20 protein-coding genes are annotated in these 22361 nt (G+C 72.7%); 12 read left to right on the plus strand and 8 right to left on the minus strand.

All coding sequences use genetic code 11. The annotated features are described in order from the left end of the window. Positions 1-4 precede the first annotated feature (4 nt). The 3 genes from AW274_RS36935 to AW274_RS36945 are packed head-to-tail and all read left to right on the plus strand — an operon-like array spanning position 5 to position 3137. On the plus strand, positions 5-784 hold the full coding sequence (locus tag AW274_RS36935; protein WP_062443290.1) for a gluzincin family metallopeptidase: 780 nt from the start codon (positions 5-7) through the stop codon (positions 782-784). Next, on the plus strand, positions 781-2022 hold the full coding sequence (locus AW274_RS36940) for a M48 family metallopeptidase (protein ID WP_062443292.1): 1242 nt from the start codon (positions 781-783) through the stop codon (positions 2020-2022). The genes AW274_RS36935 and AW274_RS36940 overlap by 4 nt, the downstream gene beginning before the upstream one ends. Then, positions 2019-3137: a glycosyltransferase family 4 protein gene (locus tag AW274_RS36945; RefSeq protein ID WP_062443295.1), complete on the plus strand. Its 1119-nt coding sequence runs from the start codon at positions 2019-2021 to the stop codon at positions 3135-3137. The genes AW274_RS36940 and AW274_RS36945 overlap by 4 nt, the downstream gene beginning before the upstream one ends. Here the strand turns inward: AW274_RS36945 and AW274_RS36950 are convergent. Further along, positions 3128-4873: an AMP-dependent synthetase/ligase gene (locus tag AW274_RS36950; RefSeq protein WP_062443471.1), complete on the minus strand. Its 1746-nt coding sequence runs from the start codon at positions 4871-4873 to the stop codon at positions 3128-3130. The genes AW274_RS36945 and AW274_RS36950 overlap by 10 nt on opposite strands. A 184-nt stretch (positions 4874-5057) precedes the next feature. On the opposite strand from AW274_RS36950, the gene AW274_RS36955 reads away from it, so the two are divergent. From AW274_RS36955 to AW274_RS36980, 6 genes are read left to right on the plus strand one after another with little or no spacing between them, the layout of a single operon-like run. Next, entirely contained in the window at positions 5058-5825 is a 768-nt protein-coding gene (locus AW274_RS36955; RefSeq protein WP_083975471.1) for a metallophosphoesterase family protein, read from the plus strand. Between the two features lie 15 nt (positions 5826-5840). Further along, positions 5841-6275, plus strand: a complete 435-nt coding sequence (locus AW274_RS36960; RefSeq protein WP_062443300.1) for an SRPBCC family protein — start codon at positions 5841-5843, stop codon at positions 6273-6275. Continuing rightward, on the plus strand, positions 6272-7420 hold the full coding sequence (locus AW274_RS36965) for an ArsA family ATPase (RefSeq protein WP_062443303.1): 1149 nt from the start codon (positions 6272-6274) through the stop codon (positions 7418-7420). Before AW274_RS36960 ends, AW274_RS36965 begins: the two co-directional genes overlap by 4 nt. Beyond that, positions 7417-7842: a DUF5304 family protein gene (locus AW274_RS36970; protein ID WP_062443306.1), complete on the plus strand. Its 426-nt coding sequence runs from the start codon at positions 7417-7419 to the stop codon at positions 7840-7842. Before AW274_RS36965 ends, AW274_RS36970 begins: the two co-directional genes overlap by 4 nt. Before the next feature lie 19 nt (positions 7843-7861). Then, positions 7862-8806: an ROK family glucokinase gene (locus AW274_RS36975; RefSeq protein ID WP_062443309.1), complete on the plus strand. Its 945-nt coding sequence runs from the start codon at positions 7862-7864 to the stop codon at positions 8804-8806. Positions 8807-8865: 59 nt separating this feature from the next. After that, positions 8866-9441, plus strand: coding sequence for an endonuclease/exonuclease/phosphatase family protein (locus AW274_RS36980; protein ID WP_232320672.1), 576 nt, complete (start codon positions 8866-8868; stop codon positions 9439-9441). Here the strand turns inward: AW274_RS36980 and AW274_RS36985 are convergent. Both AW274_RS36985 and AW274_RS36990 read right to left on the minus strand, forming a co-directional pair. Next, positions 9405-11636 (minus strand): bifunctional polysaccharide deacetylase/glycosyltransferase family 2 protein, encoded by a 2232-nt coding sequence (locus AW274_RS36985; protein WP_083975450.1) that lies wholly within the window; start codon positions 11634-11636, stop codon positions 9405-9407. The two genes, AW274_RS36980 and AW274_RS36985, sit on opposite strands and share 37 nt — an antisense overlap. Next, positions 11633-12049 carry a hypothetical protein gene (locus tag AW274_RS36990; RefSeq protein ID WP_157520930.1) on the minus strand — a complete coding sequence of 139 codons (417 nt, stop codon included), beginning with the start codon at positions 12047-12049 and terminating at the stop codon, positions 11633-11635. The genes AW274_RS36985 and AW274_RS36990 overlap by 4 nt, the downstream gene beginning before the upstream one ends. 450 nt (positions 12050-12499) lie before the next feature. On the opposite strand from AW274_RS36990, the gene AW274_RS40925 reads away from it, so the two are divergent. Then, on the plus strand, positions 12500-13636 hold the full coding sequence (locus AW274_RS40925; protein WP_062443318.1) for a hypothetical protein: 1137 nt from the start codon (positions 12500-12502) through the stop codon (positions 13634-13636). A 4-nt stretch (positions 13637-13640) separates the two neighbouring features. Here AW274_RS40925 and AW274_RS37000 read toward each other — a convergent pair whose 3' ends face one another. Both AW274_RS37000 and AW274_RS37005 read right to left on the minus strand, forming a co-directional pair. Then, on the minus strand, positions 13641-14099 hold the full coding sequence (locus AW274_RS37000; protein ID WP_062443321.1) for a hypothetical protein: 459 nt from the start codon (positions 14097-14099) through the stop codon (positions 13641-13643). Positions 14100-14111: 12 nt separating this feature from the next. Then, positions 14112-14876 carry an alpha/beta hydrolase gene (locus tag AW274_RS37005; protein WP_062443324.1) on the minus strand — a complete coding sequence of 255 codons (765 nt, stop codon included), beginning with the start codon at positions 14874-14876 and terminating at the stop codon, positions 14112-14114. A 124-nt stretch (positions 14877-15000) separates the two neighbouring features. Between AW274_RS37005 and AW274_RS37010 the strand changes: the two genes are divergently transcribed. Beyond that, entirely contained in the window at positions 15001-15708 is a 708-nt protein-coding gene (locus tag AW274_RS37010; RefSeq protein WP_062443327.1) for a lysophospholipid acyltransferase family protein, read from the plus strand. Between the two features lie 54 nt (positions 15709-15762). On the opposite strand, the gene AW274_RS37015 is transcribed toward AW274_RS37010, so the two are convergent. Beyond that, positions 15763-18150, minus strand: coding sequence for a VIT domain-containing protein (locus tag AW274_RS37015; RefSeq protein ID WP_062443330.1), 2388 nt, complete (start codon positions 18148-18150; stop codon positions 15763-15765). Then, positions 18147-18809: a MerR family transcriptional regulator gene (locus tag AW274_RS37020; RefSeq protein WP_062443333.1), complete on the minus strand. Its 663-nt coding sequence runs from the start codon at positions 18807-18809 to the stop codon at positions 18147-18149. The genes AW274_RS37015 and AW274_RS37020 overlap by 4 nt, the downstream gene beginning before the upstream one ends. A 108-nt stretch (positions 18810-18917) precedes the next feature. Between AW274_RS37020 and AW274_RS37025 the strand changes: the two genes are divergently transcribed. Next, on the plus strand, positions 18918-19385 hold the full coding sequence (locus AW274_RS37025) for a Dps family protein (protein ID WP_062443336.1): 468 nt from the start codon (positions 18918-18920) through the stop codon (positions 19383-19385). A gap of 129 nt (positions 19386-19514) precedes the next feature. Here AW274_RS37025 and AW274_RS37030 read toward each other — a convergent pair whose 3' ends face one another. Further along, entirely contained in the window at positions 19515-22340 is a 2826-nt protein-coding gene (locus AW274_RS37030) for a KAP family P-loop NTPase fold protein (protein WP_083975458.1), read from the minus strand. Between the last annotated feature and the right edge of the window lie 21 nt (positions 22341-22361).

The raw sequence follows: 22361 nt of genomic DNA on the forward strand, positions 1-22361 counted from the left end.
TGACATGCGGTTCCTGGTGACGGTCAGCGTGCTGCTGGCCGTCCTGTCCGCCGGGCACCCCCCGCAGGTCCTGTACGGCCAGAGCTGGCCCCTGGCCGTCCGCGGCGAGCACGTCCGGGTGCTGGCGGCCGACGGGCGCTTCCCCGGGCTGGCCGAGGAGGCCGACCGGGCCGCCGAGGCCGTGGCCCGGGTGTGGGGCGAGCCGGTGACCGCGACGGTGCTGGCGCCCGCCACGACCGAGAGGGCCGCCGAGATCGCCCGCCCTGCCCCGGTGACCGGCATGGCCGCGCTGGCCGGCCCCGGCTTCGTGGTGATCGAGCCGCACGCCTGGGCCACGCTGTCGGCCCAGGGCCGGGTGATCGTGCTGGCCCACGAGCTCACCCACGTCGCCACCGGCGCGGCGACCAGTCCCGACCTGCCCGTGTGGCTCGTGGAGGGCTACGCCGACTACGTCGGCTACCGTGACAGCGGGCTGGCGGCCGGGGTGGTCGCCGCGGAGCTCGCCGCAGACCGGCGGCCGCCGCGGGAGCTGCCGGCCCGGGAGGACTTCCGCGCGGGGGGCGCGCGGGTCGCCCAGGCGTACCAGGAGGCCTGGCTCGCCTGCCGCTACATCGCCGAGCGCTACGGCGAGGCCGCGCTGACCGCCCTCTACCGGGCGGCCCAGGCCGACCCGGCCACGGCGCTGCGGCGCACGCTGGGCGTTGGCGAGGCCGAGCTGACCGCGGCCTGGCGCGACTACGTGATACGAAGTGTTCCGGAGGCGGAGTGGAACGTACGGGGATGAAGGCCGCGGCCGCGGCGCTGGCGGGGCTCGGGGTGGCGATCGTCGCGGTGGTGGCGGTGACCACGCCGTGGCACGCGCTGTCCGAGGCCGCGCCCGAGGTGACGCCCGACCCGGTCCGCGACTTCGGGGCCGCCCAGATCGCCCGCGCCGACGCCTTCGACGCCGCCACCAGCGTGCCGTCCTACCTGTCGCTGGCGATCACGGTGCTGATCGCGGCGGTGTTCGTGGCGACCCCGCTGGGGGCCCGGCTGATCGACCGGCTGAAGGGGCCGTGGTGGCTCCGGGCGCTCGCCGCCGTCGCCGGGATCTCCATCGTGTCCCTGGCGATCCGGTGGCCGCTCGGCATGTGGTTCGAGACCGTGCTGCGCGACTACGGCCTGTCGACCCAGGCCTGGGGCGCCTGGAGCGCCGACCGGCTGAAGAACTTCGGCCTGCAGCTGCTGCTGTCGGCCGTGATGGTCGTGGTCGTCATCGCGCTGGCCCGCCGGTGGCCGCGCCGCTGGTGGATCCCCGCCTCGCTCGGGGCCTTCTCGCTGACGCTGGCCTTGTCGTTCGTCTACCCGATCGTGGTCGAGCCCGTCTTCAACGACTTCACCCCGCTCCAGCAGGGGCCGCTCCGCGAGAGCCTGCTGGCGATGGCCGACCGCGACGGGGTGCCGGTCGACGACGTGCTGGTCGCCGACGCCTCTCGCCGCACCACCGCGCTCAACGCCTACGTCTCGGGGTTCGGCGCGACCCGGCGCATCGTCGTCTACGACACGCTGCTCAAGGTGCCCGAGCCGGAGATCGAGCTGATCGTGGCCCACGAGCTCGGCCACGCCAAGACCGACGACGTGCTCCACGGCACCCTCGTCGGGGCGCTGGGGGCCGCGTTCGGGGCGTGCGCGCTGTTCGTGGCGGGCAACCTGCTGCGCCGCCGGACCGGGGTGCCGTCGCTGGGCGACCCGAAGGCGGCCGCGCTGCTGGTCGGGCTCGTCTCGCTCGGCACGATCCTCTCGGGGCCCGCGCAGAACCTCGTCAGCCGGCACATCGAGGCCCGCGCCGACGCCCACGCGCTGGAGATCACCGAAGACCCGGTCACCTTCGCCGCCATGCAGCGCAACCTGGCCGTCCGCAACATCTCCGACCTGAGCCCGAGCCCGTTGGAGTACGTCCTCTACTCCTCCCACCCGACCTCGCCGCAGCGCATCGCGATGGCCCGGTCGTGGGCGCTCCTCCACGGTCAGCAGGTGCCGTGAGCCGGGTCGTGGTGGTCACCAACGACTTCCCGCCGCGCTCGGGCGGCATCCAGTCGTTCGTGCACGCCCTGGCCGTCCGGCTGCCCGCGTCTTCGGTCGTCGTGTACGCCCCCCGCTGGGAGGGCTGCGCCGAGTTCGACGCCCGGCAGGGCTACGAGGTGGTGCGCCACCCCACGAGCCTGATGCTGCCGACGCGCGCGGTGGCCCGGCGGGCCTGCGAGCTGGTCCACCCGGGCTCGACCGTGGTGTTCGGGGCCGCCGCGCCCCTCGGGCTGCTCGGCGGCGCGCTGCGGGCGGCCGGGGCCGGGCGGGTGGTGATGCTGACCCACGGCCACGAGGCGTCGTGGGCCCGGCTGCCGCTGGCGGGCGGCCTGCTGCGCCGGATCGGGGCCCACGCCGACGTCGTCACCTACCTCGGCGACTACACGCGCCGCCACCTGGCGGCCCGCATCCCGCCGGGGAAGCTGGCGCGGCTGGCCCCCGGCGTCGACACGACCGTCTTCCGGCCCGGCGCGGGCGGCGAGCGGGTGCGGGCCGAGCTCGGGCTCGGCGACCGGCCCGTGGTGGTCTGCGTGTCGCGGCTGGTCGCCCGGAAGGGGCAGGACCGGCTGATCGAGGCGTGGCCGGAGGTGGCGAGGGCCGTACCGGAAGCGGAACTGCTGCTGGTCGGCGGCGGGCCCGGGAGAGCGGCCCTGGAACGCGCGGCCCGGGGGAGGGCCGGCATCCGGTTCACCGGGCCGGTGCCCGACCGCGACCTGCCCGCCTACTACGACGCCGGCGACGTGTTCGCCATGCCGTGCCGCTCCCGCCTGGGCGGGCTCGACGTCGAGGGGCTCGGCATCGTCTACCTGGAGGCGTCGGCCAGCGGGCTGCCGGTGGTCGCCGGCGCGTCGGGCGGGGCGCCCGACGCGGTCAGGCACCGCGAGACCGGGCTGGTGGTCGACGGAAGCTCGGCCCGGGAGATCGCCGCCGCGCTGATCGAGCTGCTGCGCGACCCGGCGGCCGCGCGGGCCATGGGCGCGCGCGGCCGGGAGTGGATCGAGCGGGAGTGGACCTGGGACCAGGTCGCCGTCCGCTTCGGCGAACTGCTGAGGGCGCCGGTCGGTCAGCCGTAGAGCTCGTCGACCTGCTTGGCGTAGTCGCGCATCACGACGTTGCGCTTGAGCTTCAGCGACGGGGTCAGGTGGCCGCTCTCCTCGGTCAGGTCGCCGTCGAGGACGACGAACTTCTTGATCTGCTCGGCCTTGGACACCATCTTGTTGGCGTTGTCGACCGCGCCCTGCACCTCGGCCCGGATCTGCTCCTGGGTGAGGGTGACGCCCGCCATCGCCTCGGGGTCGAGGGTGACCAGCGCGGCCACGAACGGCCTGTCGTCGCCGATGACCAGGACCTGGCTGATCAGGCGGTGACCGCGGATGCTGTCCTCGAGCGGGCCGGGCGCGACGTTCTTGCCGGCCGCGGTGACCAGGATCTCCTTCTTGCGGCCGGTGATGCGCAGGTAGCCGTCGGCGTCGAGCTCGCCGACGTCGCCGGTGTGGAACCAGCCCTGCGCGTCGATGACCTCGGCGGTCGCCTTCTCGTTGTTCCAGTAGCCGGCGAAGATGTGGCGGCCCTTGACCAGGATCTCCTTGTCGTCGGCGATCCGGACCGTGACGCCCGGGAACGGCCGGCCGACGGTGCCGATCTTGTTGGCGCCCGGGATGTTGACCGTGGACGGCGCGGAGGTCTCGGTCAGGCCGTAGCCCTCCAGCACCTCGATGCCGACGCCGCGGAAGAAGTGGCCGAGCCGCTCGCCCAGCGCCGAGCCGCCGGAGACGGCGTGGCTCAGGCGGCTGCCGGTGGCGGCCCGCAGCTTGGTGTAGACGAGCTTGTCGAACACGGCGTGCTTGAGCCGCAGGCCGAGCCCGGCCCCGCCGTCGTTCTTGGCCCTGCTGTAGTCGATGGCGACCTGCGCGGCGGTGGCGAAGATCTTGCCCTTGCCGTCGGCGGTGGCCTTCTGCTCGGCGCCGTTGTAGACCTTCTCGAACACGCGCGGCACGCCCAGCAGGAACGTCGGCTTGAACGCCTGCAGGTCGGGCGCCACGTTCTTCATGTTCGGCGTGTGGGCCAGGACCGTGCCGGTCTCGACGGTCACGATCTCGACGATGCGGGCGAAGCTGTGCGCGAGCGGCAGGAACAGCAGCACGGCCCGCTCGTCGATGGAGAACATCTTCTCCAGCGGCCCCTGCGCCACGTTCCGCGCGGTGAACAGCAGGTTGTCGTGGGTGATCTGGCAGCCCTTCGGCATGCCCGTGGTGCCCGAGGTGTAGATGATGGTGGCCAGGTCGTGGCCGCCCCGGGAGGCCCGGCGCTCGGCCAGGGCGTCGTCGGGCACGTCCTTGCCGGCCTCGATCAGCGCCTCGATCGCGCCCTCGTCGAAGGTCCAGACGTGGGGGAGGTCGGGGGCGGCCTCGGCGAGCGTCTCGCGGTGGTTGGCGGTCTCGGCGAACGCGCCCCGCGCGCCCGAGTCGGAGACGATCCAGCGCACCTGCTCGGTGGAGCTGGTCTCGTAGATCGGCACGCCGACGCCGCCGGCCGCCCAGATGGCGTAGTCGGCGATCGTCCACTCGTAGCGGGTGCGGCTCATCAGGGCGACGCGGTCGCCCGGCTCGATCCCGGTGGCGATCAGGCCCTTCGCCACTCCGGCGACCTTCTGCCGGAAGTCGCCGGCGGTCACCGGCTTCCACTCGTCGCCGTCCTGCACCTTCATCACGACGGCGTTGGGGGTGTCGGCGGCCCGCTGGAACACCGCGTCGGTGCAGTTGGCCGACAAGGGAACGTCCACCAGCACGGGAACGGTGTACTCCTGCACGGTCACTCCTCATAGGACCCGGCTTGGTCAGGTTTCCCGGGACGCTACCGCGTGACACGAGGTTGGGATAGAGCCGTCACACAGGCGTTATCCGGTCATTCGCAAGGTATCAGCCCGTGACCGTACGAATGCCCATTGGTACCGTATCTGAACCAAGCGTTTGGTCGGGAATATCATGTCGGCCATGCGCATCAACGTCGTGAGCGACGTCCACGGCCGTGCCGACGCCCTCGCCAAGGCCGGAGTGGGCGCCGACGCCCTGATCTGCCTCGGGGACCTGGTGCTGTTCATCGACTATGCCGACACCTCCCAGGGCATCTTCCCCGACCTGTTCGGCCACGAGCGGGCCGACGAGTACATCCGGCTGCGCACCGAGAAACGCTTCGACGAGGCAAGGGCCCTGTCGGCCGTCCTGTGGGCCGAACTCGGGGGCGACCCCCGCGAGCACATCGAGAAGGCGGTCCGGGCCCAGTACGCCGACCTGTTCGCCGCCATGCCGGTGCCCTCCTACCTGACCTACGGCAACGTCGACGTGCCCGCGCTCTGGGCCGACTACGTGCGCCCCGGGCAGACCGTGCTCGACGGCGAGACGGCCGAGATCGGCGGCCTGACCTTCGGCTTCGTCGGCGGCGGGCTGCAGACCCGCTACCGCACCTCCTACGAGCTCCCCGACGAGGTCTACGCCGCCAAGGTCGCCGCCCTCGGCCCGGTCGACGTGCTCTGCACGCACATCCCGCCCGCGATCCCCGACCTGCTCTACGACGTGGTGGCGAAACGGTTCGAGCGGGGCAGCGAGGCCACCCTCGACTACATCCGGACCCACCAGCCCCGGTACGCCCTCTTCGGGCACGTCCACCAACCTCTGGCGCCCAGGACACGAATAGGGCGTACCGAATGCCTGAATGTCGGGCATTTCCGGGGCCGCGGGACACCGTTCACCCTGGACCTGTGAGCTAAGGTCGGCTGCATGGCTGATCGCACCACGTCGAGCATCGTGATCGGCGCGAGCCGGTCGACAATCCTGGCCGTCATCGCCGACTTCCCCTCCTACCCCGAGTGGGCCGGTCAGGTGAAGTCCGCGCAGGTCCTGACGACCGGCGGCGACGGGTTGCCGGCGACCGTCCGGTTCGTCCTCGACGCGGGCGTGATCAGCGACGACTACGTGCTCGCCTACAGCTGGACCGACGACGTCGTGAGCTGGCGGATCGCCGAGGCCGGGAAGATGGTGTCCGGCCTGACCGGCAGCTACCGCCTGGCCGACAAGGGCGGCTCGACCGAGGTCACCTACGAGCTGGCGGTCGACCTGAAGGTCCCGATGATCGGCATGATCAAGCGCAAGGCCGAGAAGGTCATCATCGACACGGCCCTCAAGGGGCTGAAGAAGCGCGTCGAATCGGCATGAGGACCCTCCTCTTCACGGGGAAGGGCGGCGTCGGCAAGACCACGGCGGCCGCGGCCACCGCGACGCTGGCCGCCCGGCGCGGGCTCAAGACCCTGGTCGTCTCGACCGACACGGCCCACTCGCTGGCCGACGCGCTCGCGGCCGCCCCCTCGGGCGAGCCCGCCGAGGTGGCCCACGGCCTCTACCTGCAGCAGGTCGACACCCAGAAGGCGATGGAACGCCACTGGGGCGACCTGCAGGAATACGCCCGCGGCCTGTTCAGCGAGCTCGGCCTCGACGCCATCACCTCAGAAGAGGTGACCGTGCTGCCCGGCGCCGAGGAGATCATCGCGCTGCTGGAGCTGCGCGAGCAGGCCCGCACCGGCCGCTGGGACGTCGTCGTGGTCGACTGCGCGCCCACCGCCGAGACCCTGCGCCTGCTGGCGCTGCCCGAGGCGCTCGACTGGCACGTGACCCGGCTGCTGCCGATCGGCCGCCGCGTGATGCGCGCCGTCGCCCCGGTGATGCGCGCCGTCGCCAAGGTCAGCGCGCCCGAAGAGGGCGTGCTCAACGCCGGCGAGCGGCTGCACAAGGGCCTGATGGAGGTGCGCGCGCTGCTGACCGGCGACGACGCGTCGGTCAGGCTGGTGCTCACCCCCGAGGCGGTGGTGGTCGCCGAGGCCCGGCGCACCCTCACCTCCCTGTCCCTGTACGGATACCGCGTCGACGCCGTCATCGCCAACCGCGTCTTCCCCGACGGGGGAGCCGACCCCTGGCGGGCCAAATGGGTCGAGGCGCAGGCCCGCCAGATGGAGACGGTGCGCGAGTCGTTCGAGCCGCTGCCGATCCTGCCGGTGCCCTACCTTCCTGAAGAGCCGGTCGGCGTCGAGGCGCTGGCCGCCGTCGCCGAGGAGCTCTACGGCACGGCCGACGCGTTCGGACCGGTCACCGGCGAGCCGCCGCTGCGCTTCACCGCCGACGAGGTCGTGCTCGCGCTGCCGCTGGCCGACCGGAACGACATCGATCTGGGCCGCAAGGCCGACGAACTGATCATCACCGCCGGGCCCTACCGCCGCGTCATCGCGCTGCCCGCCGCGCTGGCCCGCAGAGAGGTCGCGCAGGCGGCGCTCCGCGACGGCCGCCTCCGGGTACGGTTCGAGATATGACGGAAAGCAACGAACGTCCCGACCCCTTCGGCTCGGCCGCCGACGAGGCGCTGAAGCTGCTCGACGCGTTGCAGCAGCGGGTCGGCCGGGAGCTCGGCAAGGGCTTCGTGAAGGGCGCCTTCTCCGGGGTGGCCGGCACCGCCCAGCGCCCCCGCACGACTTCCGCCCCTCAGGATGTGTGGAGCGAGGCGGTTTCAGGGCATGATCACGAGGAGTACATCTGCCGGGCCTGCCCGGTTTGCCGGGTGATCGCGGCCCGCCGGGACGCCGGCGGCGACGTGAGTGACCATCTGATGGCGGCGGGAAGCGAGTTGCTCGCGGCCTTCCGGCAGGCGGTCGACTCCCTGCAGCGCCCGCCGTCTCCGCGCGGGCCGGCTGACCCGGCGGGTGGTTCGAAGGTAGAGCACATAGATCTGGGCTGAGCCTGACGGGAGAGACGACATGGCGCTGACCATCGGCATCGACATCGGCGGCACCAAGGTCGCGGCGGGCGTCGTCGACGCCCACGGCCTGATCGTCGAAAGTCTCCTGAAGCCGACTCCGGCCGACAACCCCGCCAAGGTCGCCGAGACCGTGGCCGAGGCGATCAAGGAACTGGCCGACTCCTACGAGGTCGAGGCCGTCGGCGTCGGCGCCGCCGGCTTCATCGACGAGACCCGCAGCGTCGTCCGGTTCGCCCCCAACCTCGCCTGGCGCGAGGAGCCCCTCCAGCGCAAGCTCACCGAGATGACCGGCCTGCCCATCGTGGTCGAGAACGACGCCAACGCGATGGCGTGGGGCGAGTTCCGCTTCGGCGCGGGCCGGGGCGAGAGCCACCTCATCGCCGTCACGGTCGGCACCGGCATCGGCGGCGGCCTCATCCTCGGCGGCTCCGTCTACCGGGGCCGCTGGGGCATGGGCGGCGAGCTCGGCCACATGCAGACCGTGCCCGGCGGGGTGCGGTGCGGCTGCGGCAACCTCGGCTGCTGGGAGCAGTACGCCAGCGGCAACGCCCTGGTCCGCGACGCGCAGCGGATGGCCGCCGCCGAGCCCGAACGGGCCGCGACCATGCTCAAGCTCGCAGGCAGCACCCCCGAGAGCATCGAGGGCCGCGAGATCACCGACGCCGGCCGGGCCGGTGACCCGGTCGCCCTCGAGGCGTTCGCCCACATGGCCGACTGGATCGGCCAGGGCCTGGCCGACCTCGCGTCCATCCTCGACCCCGGCTGCTTCATCCTCGGCGGCGGCGTCTCCAACGCCGCCGACCTCTGGCTCGACCGGGCCCGCGAATCCTTCGCCGAACGCCTGACCGGCCGGGGCCACCGCCCCGTCGCCGACGTGCGGCTGGCCGAACTGGGCGCCTCCGCCGGCGTGGTCGGCGCGGCTGACCTGGCCCGGCTGCCCTGATCCGGGTCGCCACCTACAACCTCCACGGCCTGCGTGACTCCCGCTCCGCTTTGGCGCGGGTGATCCGCGCGCTGGCCGCCGACGTGCTGTGCGTCCAGGAACGCGGCCTCGGGGCGGCCGTCACCCGGCTGACCGGGCTCGACCTCGCCTGCCACGCCCGCCTGTCGGGGGTGGCGGTGCTGGTCAGGCCCGGCGTCCACGTGCTGCACGCCGAGCACCGGCGGCTGCGCTGGTTCCCCGGCCTCGAACGCCGCTCGATCGCGATGGCCGTCGTCGAGGCCGAAGGGCTGCGCGTGGCGGCCGCCTCCTTCCACCTCGACCTGCACGCCGGGGCCCGGCTCGCGCACGCGGTGGAGATCGTGCGCCGGGTCGAGTCGGTGGCCGCCCGCTTCGACGCGGTCCCGGTGCTGGCGGGCGACCTGAACGAGCTGCCGGGGGCGGCGGCGTGGAAACACCTCGCCTCCCGCTACGCCGAGGGCGGCGACGGGGCGACCTTCGCCGGCAAGCGCATCGACGCGATCTTCACCGGCCGGGGCATGGTGGCGGTGGCGCGCGGGGTCGCCGCCGCGCGGGAGGCCGACCTGGACGCCGCCTCCGATCACCGGCCCGTGGTGGCAGACCTGCGCTCTATCTGAGCCTCCGGCGTGCGTCCGGGCTCGCTGAACGTGCCCTCCCGGCGGATGCCGTGCCAGCGCAGCCGCACCCCCAGCAGCGCCGTCACCAGTGATTGGATGACCACCAGGTACATGAGCTGCCGGTAGACGAACTGCTGCAGCGGCAGGATCCACAACGCCGAGGCGCGTTCGCCGTCGAGCAGCAGGGCGTACCAGCCGATCGCCATCTGCACCGTGACGAAGCCGGCCCAGGCCGCGACGACCGGCAGGGGGTCGTCCACGGCGATGCTGTAGACCGCCATCAGGTCGACGACGGGCGCCAGCAGCGGCAGCAGCACGTGGAACAGCGCCAGGTAGCCCAGGCAGCGGCGGCCGAACGGGTTGCGGTCGAGGACGGCGCGCCGGTGTTTCCACATCGCCTGGAGGGTGCCGTAGCACCAGCGGTAGCGCTGCTTCCACAACTGGCCGAGCGTCGCCGGGGCCTCGGTCCAGGCCACCGCGTTCTCCTCGTAGACCACCCGCCAGCCGGCCCGGCACAACGCCATCGTCAGGTCGGTGTCTTCTGCCAGGGTGTCGGAGCTGACCCCGCCGAGCGCCTCCAGCGCCGAACGCCGGAACGCCCCCACGGCCCCGGGCACGGTCGCCATGCAGTCGAGCAGTTCGAAGGCGCGGCGGTCGAGGTTGAAGCCGATGACGTACTCGATGTGCTGCCAGCGGCCGATCGCGCCGCGCCGGTTGCCCACCTTCGTGTTGCCGCTCACCGCGCCGACCGCCGGGTCGGCGAGCCGCCGGACCAGCCGCCCGATCGTGGCCCGTTCGAAGACGGTGTCGCCGTCGAGCATGATGAGCAGCTCGTGCGAGGCGTGCGCGATGCCGGTGTTCAGCGCGGCCGACTTGCCGCCGTTGGGGCGGCGGATCACCCGGACGCCGGGGAAGCCCGCCGCCAGGTCGGCGGTGCCGTCGGTCGAGCCGTCGTCGACGACCAGGATCTCGACCTCGCCCGGGTAGCCGGTGGCGACCAGCGAGCGCACCGTCGCCTGGATGCCCGCCGCCTCGTTGTAGGCGGGCACGATCACGGTCACCGGCGGCGGGCCCGGCCAGACGCGCACGGAGTGCCTCCGCCGGGTGCCCCCTCGGGTGTGGTGCGCGTGCACCGCCGCGAGCACGATGAAGAAGCCGAACCGCCCCAGGGTCAGCGCCCCGGCGGCGAACAGCGCCCAGCCCAGCACGTCGACGAAGGTCCCGGACGCCCGCTGCGCCAGGTTCAGCGCGCCGCCGAAGAACCGGTCGACCCCGCCGGCCTTCCGGTGCGCCGACGGCATGCCGATCGCCTCGGTCACCGTGACGGCCCGGTAGTCGCGGTCGTGCAGGATCCCGAGGACGAGGTCGAGGGCCTCGACGGTCGCCTGCCGGTCGCCGCCCGAATCGCGCATCGTGACGACCGCGCCCTCGCTCCGCGCGGGCAGCGCCGCCGTCACGTCCCCGTCCTTCGCGTCGAGGTCGCTCAGGACGATCAGGTGGCCTTCGGCGGCCAGTTCCTTCATGGCCTCCCACTGGCGGGCCGTGGTCTCGGCCGCCGGGCCGGAGTAGGGCGGCCGGGCCAGCGTCGTGTGCAGGCCGGTCGCGCCCGCCAGCGCCCGCTGCGTCAGCGACGACTCCAGCCGCAGCCGCCAGCCGGGCACCTCTCTCAGGTCGGCGTGGGAGTAGGTGTGGTTGCCCAGTTCGTGGCCCTCGGCGACGATGCGCCGCGTCAGATCGGGGTGTTCGGCCACCTTCGAACCGACCACGAAGAACGTGGCCTTCGCGCCGTGTTCGTCGAGCACGTCGAGCACCCGCGGCGTCCAGACGGGATCGGGGCCGTCGTCGAAGGTCAGCGCGACGGTCCGGTCGGGAAGGCGCAGGCTGGCGGGCCGGCCTGCCGTGACGTTGACGACGGGACCCCCGCGCCGGACCTCGGCCGACTCGGCGGAGGAGTGGTCGGCGGCGGACGGGCCCGGCCGGGTCTCGCCGACGACGTTGGTGGCGTAGCCGTTGAGCGTCAGCGCGACGGCGACCAGCACCAGGCCGGCGGCGAACAGCAGCCAGTGCCCGCGCGGGCCCGACGGCGCTCCGGACGTGGTGGTGCGCGCCGCCTGCGGCCGGTCGCGCCGGCGGGGTGAGCGGCCTCTGGGCGGCGGCCGGGTCCGGCCCCCTGGTCCGGAACCGGTCGGCGTCATCGGATCGTCAGGTTCAGGTCGATCAGGCCGCCGCCGCCGGGGTCGGGGGTCACGTCGGGGGTGGATTCGGCCGTCGGGGCGGTCGTGAGCTCGGGCGCCGACGGGCTGGGGGAGGCGGGCGCCGGTTCGGCCGCCCGGCCCGGCACCGGGCTCGGCGAGGGCTCCGGGCTGAGTGACGGCTCCGGGCTCGGGCTCGCCGCGGGCGAGGCCGGGCGGGCGATGCTGACGGCCGGGCGGACCGCCGAGCGCGTCACCGACGGCGACGGCCGGTCGAGCCGGCTCGGCCGGGCCTCCATGGCGGGACCGGAGGAGGCCAGGTCGGCCGACCCTCCCCGTGGTTCACCCGGCCATCCGTGCACGGAGAGTCTCGTGTCGGACAGCAGGCCCCCGACGACGACCGCGAGCAGTGCCACGAGCGGGACGCTCGACCCGATCGACACCATCGTCATCAACCGGCGGCGACGGCCGCTGTGATCGAGAAAGACGGCTTTTGTCGGATATTTATCAGGAAGCACGAGTAAATGGTAGTGACCCGGATAACGCGGGGAGCACCGATCCCATTCGATAAACGGAGACCAGGTTGCGGCGAATATGGCGCCTGGGCCGCTGACCAGGCCTCTTCGGTTGGTTACGTCCTATTTTGGCGGTATTCGCGAACGTCGTTGCGGCGAATGACGGATAAAGGCCGGGGCGCCGGGCCGCCCATTCGTCCGGCGTTTGCCGGAGTCCTTGCCCCGCCCTGGACGGTTCGGGGGTTTGGGGTGGGTGATCTAGGGACCGATGGGGGCCCTCGGGGGTGGTCTTGACCGGGGGATTTCCGTCCTATCGCCCGCGAGGGCCGTGCCTCCCCGTACGATTTGTTCATGCCCCGCCGCTTGATGCGGTGTGCGGTGCCGTTGTGTGTGTTCCTCGCCGGTCTGCTGGCCGGCCAGCTCCCGCTCGCACCATCGCTCGCGCACGTGTCCACCGCCTCCGCCTGGTCCGCCACCGTTCCCGAAGAGGTCGTGCGGCAGGCGTCGTCGGCGCGCCTGGGCCGGGACGCCGCGCTCGCCGACGTCAGCGGGGTGTCCGGCACGGCGGTCTGGGCCGTCGGCCAGACCGGGCTCTGGGACGTCTGGCGCAACCGCGGCATCGTGACCCGCTGGAACGGGGCCTCCTGGACCGAGGTGCCCACGCGGGGCGACGCCACCGGGGCCGGGCCGCTGCGCTCGGTCAGCGCGGCCTCCGACAACGAGGTCTGGGTGGTCGGCGACGGCCACGACGGCGTGCCCTACGTCGGGCGCGGCGGCGGTGGCGGCATCGACCGCGTCGTCGTGCCGCAGGTCAGGGCGGGCGACTGGCTGCGCGCCGTGGCGGCGGAACCGGGCAAGGCGGTGATCGTCGGCAGCCGGGGCGGCCGGGTGCTCGTGGTGACGAGCGGGCCCGCCTGGAAGGTGCACGAAGGCCCCGACGGCGTGCTCCACGGCGTCGCGCTGCGCGGCAAGGACGGCTGGGCCGTCGGCAACAACGGCGACGAGCCGCTGATCATGAAGCTGTCGGGCGGGTCGTGGAAGCCCGTGAACCTGCCCGGCGTCGAGGGCGGCTACCTGCGTGACGTCTACATCACCAGCGCCAAGCGCGCGGTCGCGGTCGGCGGCGTCTTCACCGACGACGGCACCACCCTCCCGCTGATCCTGCGCTGGGACGGCAAGAAGTGGCACCGCGAGACCCTGCCCGACGGCGACGCCGAACTCTACGGCGTGACCGGCGACGGCAAGGGCGGCTACTGGGCGTCCGGCTACGACGCCGACCGCCCCGGCGAGGCGTTCCTGCTCCGCTACACCGACAGGAAGTGGAAGCCGCTGCGCGGCGACGCCGGGACCGGCGACCGGTCGGTGCGGCTCCAGGCGGTCGTGCGCGCCGACGACGTGACGATGGCCGTCGGCCACGTGCTCGCCGACGACCACTACAGCGATCTGGTCGAGACCTTCGGCCCGGCGGCCGGCTCGACCGTCCGCTGACCCTCTAGATCACGGCCCCGTCGTCCCAGCCCGAGTCGTTCGGGGGGCCGTCGCCCATGCGGACCACCAGCGCCACGAACCCGCCGATGAACGACGCCACCGCCGTGAAGACGATCCACGGATCCATCGGCAGCTTCAGCATCGCGGCCAGCAGCAGGTAGGCGGGCCCGCCGAACAGCGCGGTCCAGGCCACCCGGGTCACCAGGTCGGCCTTCGGCAGCGGCGGCGGGGGCGGCGGGACGTAGTGGTCGTGGTCGTCGTCGACGGCCTCGGCCGGTTCGTCGCCCGTCTCCTCGGCGGCCTCGTCGAGCTCCTCGGGCGTGGGCTTGGACGTCGGCTCCTCGCCGTCCGGGACGTTCTCCCGGTCGGGCCAGGGCCGGTCGGCCGGATCGTCTCCGGCGCTCTCGTTGAATGAGGCGACGATTTGACGCCAGACCTCGTCTTCGTCACTCTGCGGCGTCACATCGATCCCAGGTCACAGGTCTTTGGTCAAGGGTACCGAGGCGTGCGCTCGGACGAAGTCGAGGCTCCCCGAGAAGATGAGCGGGGCGTCGTTGTCGAGCGTCGCCACGTGATAGCTGTCGGCGCACTCCCGGATTTCCAGGTTCTCTCCCATTCTGTCGCGCAGGAACGCCACGCTGGCCGCTTTGACCACATGATCTTCCGGAGACCGGTAGACGAGCACCGGTTGCGTGATCTTGGAGAGTCCGGCCTGGGTGAGCCGCCACAACTTCGGCAGCGTGGCCGCCGCCTTCACGGGCGTCCTCGTGTACGCCAGCTCGGTCGCCCCCGGCTTCTTGATGTCGTTGGCCACCCCCGCCACCGAGGGCAGCACCCACTTGAGGACGGGCGCGAAGTTGAGCGCCGGGTTGTCGTTCACCACCGACGGGTTGACCAGCACCAGGCCCCGCACGGCCGGGCCGTGCACCTCGGCCAGCCGCAGGCCCATGCAGCCGCCCATCGACAGGCCCATCACGAAAACGTCCGCGCACTTGGACTTCAGCACCGTGAAGGCCCGGTCTATTTCGGCGTACCAGTCTTCCCAGCGGGTGCGGTTCATTTCCTGCCAGGTGGTTCCATGGCCGGGCAATCGGGGCAGTGAGACCGTCAGCCCGGCTTCCGCGAGGTGTTCACCCCACGGGCGCAGCGACTGTGGCGTCCCCGTGAAGCCATGGCAGAGCAGCACCCCGACCGGTCCGCCCTCGTGATGGTAGGGCTCCGCGCCCGGCAACAACGGCATGGCACCTCCCGATGGGAAATATGCCCGATAGTCGCACGTTAAGCCGTAGTCGTGCGAGAGGAGAGGGCGTGGCAAGATGACACGAACAGATGGCACAGGCAATGCCGAGAGAAGGAGCCCCTGAGTGTTCTACTGGGTGGTCAAGGCCATCCTCTGGCCCTTCCTCCACTTCGTCTTCCGCCCGTGGGCGGAGGGGGTGGACAACGTGCCGAAAGAGGGGCCGGTCATCCTGGCCGGAAATCACCTGTCGTTCGCCGACCACTTCTTCGGGGCGCTGTTCCTGCCCCGCAAGGTCATCTCCCTCGGCAAGTCCGACTACTTCACCGGTTCCGGCCTGAAGGGCCTGGTCAGCCGGGCCTTCTTCTCCGGGGTCGGCACCGTCCCGATCGACCGTTCGGGCGGCAAGGCCAGTGAGGCCGCGCTCAACACCGGCCTGCGGGTGCTGGGCGAAGACAACGTCCTGGGCATCTACCCCGAAGGCACCCGCTCACCCGACGGCCGCCTCTACAAGGGCAAGACCGGCGTCGCCCGGCTCGCCCTGGAGTCGCGGGCGCCGGTCATCCCCTGGGCGATGGTCAACACCTTCGAGATGATGCCCCCCGGCCGGCTCGTCCCCAAGCTCGGCATCCGCCCCGGCGTCCGCTACGGCAAGCCGCTCGACTTCTCCCGTTACTACGGGATGGAGAACGACTTCCACGTGCTCCGCGCGGTCACCGACGAGATCATGTACGCCCTCATGGAACTCTCCGGCCAGGAATACGTCGACAAGTACGCGGCCAGCGCGAAGGTCGAGATGGTCCGCGCCGCGAAGGCGGCCAAAGAGAACCAGTGATCTACTTTGTAAAGGGCCCGGACTCCAGGTGAGTCCGGGCCCTTCGCCGTCTGGTCAGCGTTTCCAGAAGGGCTTCGGGTCTGGGGTGTCGCCTGCCAGGCGGGTCAGCACCTCCTCGGTCTTGGCCCAGTGGCGGGTGAGGTCGAAGTCGGGACGTTCGGCCCATTCGAGCTCGCTGGCGAGCGCCGTCAGCTCCTGGTGCCCGCCGACCATCTGGGCGGCCACGCGCAGGCGGCTGGCCAGGTCGGCCAGGTAGCGGCGGCGCTCGTCGTCGGGCCGGGCCTTCGCCTGGGCGAGCCGGGTCAGCTCACCGCGCAGCAGCGGGACGATCCCGCTCATGTCCGTCTGCGGCGCCTGCTCGCGGCCCGGGTGCGGCATCATGCGGTCGATCCCTCCGCTTCCTCCGCCGCTGAACGCGCGGCGCAACCGGCCCGCGGCCTTCGGGGCGGGCATGGGCGGGGACATCGGGGCGGGCATCGAGGGCGGCATCGGCGGCGGCATCGACGCGGGCATGGCCGGGGGGCCGCCGGGGGCCGGGGGCGGTGGGGCGGCGAAGCCGAGGCTGGCGCGGGCCATCATGGGCATCGCGCCGCCTGCGGCGGTCAGGTGGACGGGGGTGGCGCTCTCCCAGCCCGCCGGGGTCTCCACCGGCTGGATCACCTGGTGGACGGGCGGGCCGTCGCCGACCACGCGCTCGTCGACCGCGACGAACGCGGTGAACCGGCAGAGCACCCCGAACGCCAGTGACGTCTCGACGATGCGCTGCTCCAGGGTGTGCTCGCCGATGGTGTACCGGTCCTCCAGCCGCCGCAGTTCGGCCCGTGCCCAGATCGAGCGCACGGCCGGGTTGGCGCTCTGCCGGGCGGTGACGGTCTGGGACCAGGGGGCGGCCGCGTGGCCGCGTACAGAGATCGAGGCTTCTTTGGAGGCCGCGCGGTAGCGGCCGTGGGCGGTGAGCGGGACGCCCGGGAACAACGAGCCGACGTGGGTGACGCCGGAGAGGGTCAGGCCCTCGGGGTGGAGGGTCACGTCGGTGACGAGGGGGGCGCCGATGCGGCGGTGGATGTGCTCCATGGCGGCGTCGAGGCGGTCCTCCGACTCGACGAGCTCGCACCGGCCGCCGCCGAGCAGCGCCAGGCGGCCGAGGAAACCGGCGTTGACCGCCTGGTCGATGCCGACGGTGTGGACACGGACGTCGCCGGTGAGGCGCGCGCCGACGCGTTCGATGATCTGGTCTTCGTTGCCGACCTGTCCGTCGGTGACCATGACCAGCACCCGGTCGCGGCCGGCGTCGGACAGCAGGGCGAGCGCGGTCTCCAGCGGCTGGAGCATCTCGGTGCCGCCGCGCGCCTCCAGGCGGGCCAGGTGCTCGACCGCGCGGTAGCGGGTGCGGTCGGTCGCCTCGGCCAGGCCGGGGAACGGCTGCTCGGCGACGTGGTCGAAGGAGATCACCGCGAACCGGTCGGCGGGGGTGAGGGTGTCGACGATCCGGGCGGCGGCCCGGCGGGCGGCGACCATCTTCCAGCCCGACATGCTGCCCGACCGGTCGAGCAGCAGCACCACGTCACGCGGGGTGCGCCGCCGCTCCACCTCGGGCGGCAGCACGGTCAGCGCGAAGGTGCCCTCCTCGCCCTCGGCGTCGGGGGTGAGCGTGAGGGAGGTCGACTCGGCGTAGCGGAACCGCAGGATGAAGTCGCGGTCGAGCCGCTCGCCCGGCCGGACCGTGAGGGTGTCGCCCTCGCGGTCGACGTCGTGCAGGCTGCTCTGGATCTCGGTGACGTCGAGCCCGGCCGGGTCGACGGTCGCGCTCAGCCCGAGCCTGACTGGGCTCGGGAAGCCCGGCAGCAGCACCGGTGGCGTGATCCGGGAGGCGTCGGGCACCGCGTCGGTGTCGGCCTCGGTCCCCGCCCCGGCCGGCGCGCCGTCGAGCGGGGCGCCCGGGATGTACCGAGGGGCCACGACCAGCGGGAACCGGAACTCGGCCGCGCCGTCCTCGTAGGGGAGCGGCTGGCTCAGATCGAGGTGGACGGTCACCCGCTCGCCCGGCACGATGTTGCCGACCCTGATGGCGAAGACGTCAGGCCGGTCCTCCTCGGCGATGGCGGCCCGGCGGCCCTCCTGGAGGGCCTGGGTGTAGTCGGCCCGCGCCTGCCCGCGCTCCTTCAGCACGCCCTCGACGACGTGCCCGTCGGCCTCCATGCGGAACGCGGTGACGGCCGCGCGCGGCGGCAGCGGGAAGACGTAGGTGGCTTCGAGCGGGACGTCGTGGGGGTTGCGGAACCCCTGCGTGACCTCGACCCCGGCGGTCAGCGCCGAGATGGACGCCCGGACGTCGACCGACTCCAGGGGCAGGTTGCCCTTCTCGGTCTCCAGGGCCCCGAACCCCGCGTCGGGAACCGGCAGCACCTCATCGGGCCTGATCGGCGTGATGGGAACGGTCATGACGGAATCCCTTCGGTGAAACCAAGGTCGGTCAGGAGTTCGATCAACGGCCGCGCGGCCAGGGTGACGGCGGCGAGCTCGTGATCGTCGAGCTGGCGAGAGAGCAGCAGCGCGGCCCCCGGAGCCAGGCCGACGCCATGGAAAACAGGAGGAAACGTGCCGGGCGGGGGAGTGCCGAGGCCTTTCGGCGCGGCCGCCGCTGTCCGGGTGGTGGTGGCCGAGGCGGTCGCCGAGGTCGGTGTGCTGGTCCAGAACCTTTGGCGCGGGCCGGGATCGGTCGGCTGGGAGTGGCCGTTTCGGGAGGGTTCCTGTCGGCCGCCCTCGGCGGCTGCGGGCCGGTCCGGGGCCGGCAGGTCGCCGCCGGCGAGTTCGGTCAGGCGGGCGTCGGTGGCGCCGAGGAGGTCCTGCTGGATGGCGGCGTTGGAGAGGCCCTCGGCCTGGCGGCGTCTGATCGCGACCAGTTGCAGCAGGTGCCTTCGCCCGTAGAGGGCGATGCGGCCGCGGCGGGCGAGTGGGGGGTCGAGGAGGCCGATCGTCGTGTAGTAGCGGATCAGGCGTTCGTTCGGCACGTCGCTGACCCGGCCGTTGGCAGGCGCCAGGCCGGCGAGCGCGGCGGTGGCGCGCTCGGCCAGTTCGGCGATGGTCCAGGTCTCGTCCATACCTCAACAGTGACACTGTCACGATGACACTGTCAAGTGGGGAATATGGGCGATTCGTCCACTGTTGTGCGAAATAGACCGGCTTATCTGGGAGGGAGATCCGCTTTCATGGCTTCGATCACCAGCCTCTTGAGCGCGGAGGACAAGAAGGTCACGGCTGAGGCGCTGCAGGGGGCACTCGTCGACTTGCTGGACTTGTCGTTGCTCGGCAAGCAGGCCCACTGGAACATCATCGGACGGTCGTTCCGATCGCTGCACCTGCAGCTCGACGAGATCGTCAGCCTGGCTCGCGACAGCGCCGACAGCGTGGCCGAGCGGGCCATCGCCATCGGCGTCAACCCTGACGGCCGGGCGCGCACGCTGGCCGAGCACACGCACCTGCACCAGCTCGACCCCGGTTACATCGAGGACGGCAAGGTCGTCGCCGCGATGACCGACATCCTCGAGTCGATGGTGCGCCGCATGCGCGAGCGCATCGAGGCGACCGAGAAGAGCGACCTGGTCAGCCAGGACCTGCTCATCGGGATCACCCGCGAGCTGGAGAAGCAGCACTGGATGATCCAAGCCCAGCGCTGACACCCCCCGAACCGAGACGGCCGCCGCGCCTGATCACGTGATTGGCTGGATCCTTTCAGGAGCGGCGGCGCCAACCTGGGTCACCGGGAACCGATGCCGCGGTCTTTCGAGACCGCGGCATCGGTGTGTTCACAGCAGGCGCCGGGCCAGGTCGGTCACCGACGGCGGCGCGGCCAGCAGCACCTTCAGCGGGTCCCATCGCGGACCCGGTTCCAGGCCCGCGTCGTGCAGGGCCTCGTCCCACCGGCCGCCGTCGCGGGCGGCCTCCTCCAGCTTCCCGAGCACCGTGCCGCCCGACAGCCGCGACAGCAGGTGCGGCCAGCGGACCGTGAGGGCGGCCAGTTTCGCCACCTCGGCGTCGGAGGCGGCGCGTTCCCCGGCCAGCCGCTGGCGGTAGGTGACGAACGAGTAGAACCGGAAGACGTTCACGTAGCGCTTGAGCTCGCGCGGGTTCGAGGCCGCCAGCACCGGCAGCGCGCCGCGGATCGCGCGGTAGGCGTTCTCGTCGCTGTAGAGGTCGTCGAACACCCGGTCGGCGGCCAGGCGGGTCTCCGCCCACAGGCCGCCGAGCGCGGAGGTCTCGCCCTCGTCCACGGCGACCGTGTCCTGGGCCACGCGGGCCGCCTCGTCGAGGGTGTCGACCCGCGCGCCGGAGCCCCGGATCTGCCGTTCGATGCGGGCCACCATCGCCAGGTCGACCGACGGGCGGACCGGCGCGGCGACCGGGGCGCGGCGCTGGGCCGGGATGTCCATGAGGGCGCGCACGTATTCGGGCAGGCGGGCGTCCTCGTCGAGCAGCGGCACCCGCAGCGGCAGCTGGACGATCTTCTCCAGGAACCGCCAGCCGAGGTCCTCGCGCAGGTGGGCGGGCATGCTCTCGGCCAGGTCGCGGTAGGCCACCTCGACGTGCGCGGCCACTACCTCCGGCTCCATGGCCAGCACGAACACGCAGTTGGGGAACTCCCCGGCCAGGAACAGGTTGATCGCTTCGATCACCTGGGCGACCGCGCCCGACGAGCAGCGGTCGAGGTCGTCCACGAAGACCACCAGGGGGCGCTCGGAGGTGGCGACCAGGTCGAGCACGTGTTTCATGTCGGTCTGGACGAGATGCAGGAAGCCCGTGCGGGCCCCGTAGCCCGGCCCGTCTCCGCTCAGCGGGTCGGGCGCCCGGACCAGTGACGCGAACGCCGACTCGGCCGATTCGGTGAGGAAGCGCGCCAGACGTACAGAAGCCGCGAAGACCGCGGCCACCGCGCCGCCCGAGGCGAGCGCGCCCGCCGCGCCGTCGAGGAACGGCAGCAGCGGCGCGGCCAGCAGGGACGCGCCCGACAGCAGCAGCGTCAGGACCAGCCCGAGCACCGCCGGGCCGAGCCGCATGAGCGCCAGGTGGTAGGCGCGGCGGCGGACCGCCTCGCGGTCGACGCGGGCCAGGTTGAGCCGCAGCCAGAAGCGTTCCCGTTCGGCGCGGGGCAGCCGGTCGGTGATCTGGGTGATGATCTCGTGGGCGAGCCCGGCCCAGACCTGCTCGTCGTTCTGGTACATCCACGGGTTGAACCAGACCGTCGGCCGCCAGCCGCCGGTGGTCGCCTCGACCGGCGCGGGCTCCCCCTCGGCCTCCTTCGACAGGGCCCGGACCTCGGCGTTGGTGACGCCCTCGGAGGCCCGGTTGCCCGGCCAGAGCCGGGCCAGCAGCCGGATCAGCCGGGCCGGCGGACGGGCCGGCAGGCTCCGGGGCAGCCGCAGCTCACGGGCGTTGCCCGCGGGGGCGCCGGGGTCGAGCTCCTCCTGGATCATCCGCATCAGCGAGGTCTTGCCGGTGCCCCACGGGCCCTTGACCCCGATCGTCAGCGGCGGCCGGGTCTCGGCGTGCCGGATGAACGCGGCGATGGCCTCGGCGTAGACGCGGTGGCCGAGATGGTCGTCGACGGTCCACCGGTCAGGCGTCAGCCGGGCCCGGGGCCGGGTGGCCCGTCGGCGGGCCCGCCAGCGGCGCAGCGCGCCCGGCAGGGTGGCCCGCTCGTCGTCGTCGAGCCGGGCCCGGCCGAAGAGGGCCACGGCCGGGTGGCTGAACGGTTCACCCAGCAGGCCCCACTCGGCCAGCTCGGTGCGGCCCTTCCGGGTGCCGCCGAGGACCTCGGCGACCTCGCCGGTCAGCCGTTCCCCCTCCGACAGCAGGCTGCCGCGGCGGAGCAGCAGTTGCGCGTCCACCGACAGGTGCTCGTCGTAGATCCGGGCGACGGCCTGTTCGGCCGACTTCGGCCGGGGGCCGCCCAGCATCGCGGCGGCCCGCTCGAAGACCGTGGGCAGCGTGCCCGGCACGGTGCCGCGCACCGCGACCGCGACGTCGAGCGCCTCCGGGGAGGTCAGCAGGTGGGGCAGGAACTCGGCGTGCTCGCCGAAGGCGGCCAGGGCGTGGGCCAGCAGGTCGGCGACCGAGACCACGCCGTCGCCGCCCAGGTCGGCGTCGAAGGTCAGCAGCCCGTCGGCCACCACCTCGGTCAGCGACGGCGCGCCCGGCCGGACCTCCGCGCCGAGGGCCAGGCCCGTGGTCAGCGCGGCGGCGGCGATGCCCGGCGGGGTCAGCAGGGCGCTCACGGTCTGCTCGTCGGGGGAGGCGCTGCCGATCCACCCGAAGTCGACGATCATCAGCACCGCCGAGGCGGTGGTCTCGCCGACGGAGGCCCCGAAACGTTTCACCAGCGTCGCGAAGTCGGCCCCCGACCAGGTCGAGGTCGACGGCCAGCGCACCAGCAGCAGGTCGCCGGGCCGTCCCGAGGCGAGGAACGCGGCCAGCCGCTCGTGGTCGCGCCGCCCCGACGGGCAGGTCTCGACGGCGTAGCCGGACGATCTGAGGGCACTCGCGAGCCGACGGCCCGGAGGGTCCTGGTCGAGGAAGACGAGGGCGCGGCGCGAGGTCACCGCGGGCGCGAGCACGTCTCCGGGAGGAAGGGGCATGGCCGACCACTTTAGAAATGG

It is taken from the genome of Herbidospora daliensis (assembly GCF_001570585.1).
Classification (GTDB): Bacteria; Actinomycetota; Actinomycetes; order Streptosporangiales; family Streptosporangiaceae; genus Herbidospora; species Herbidospora daliensis.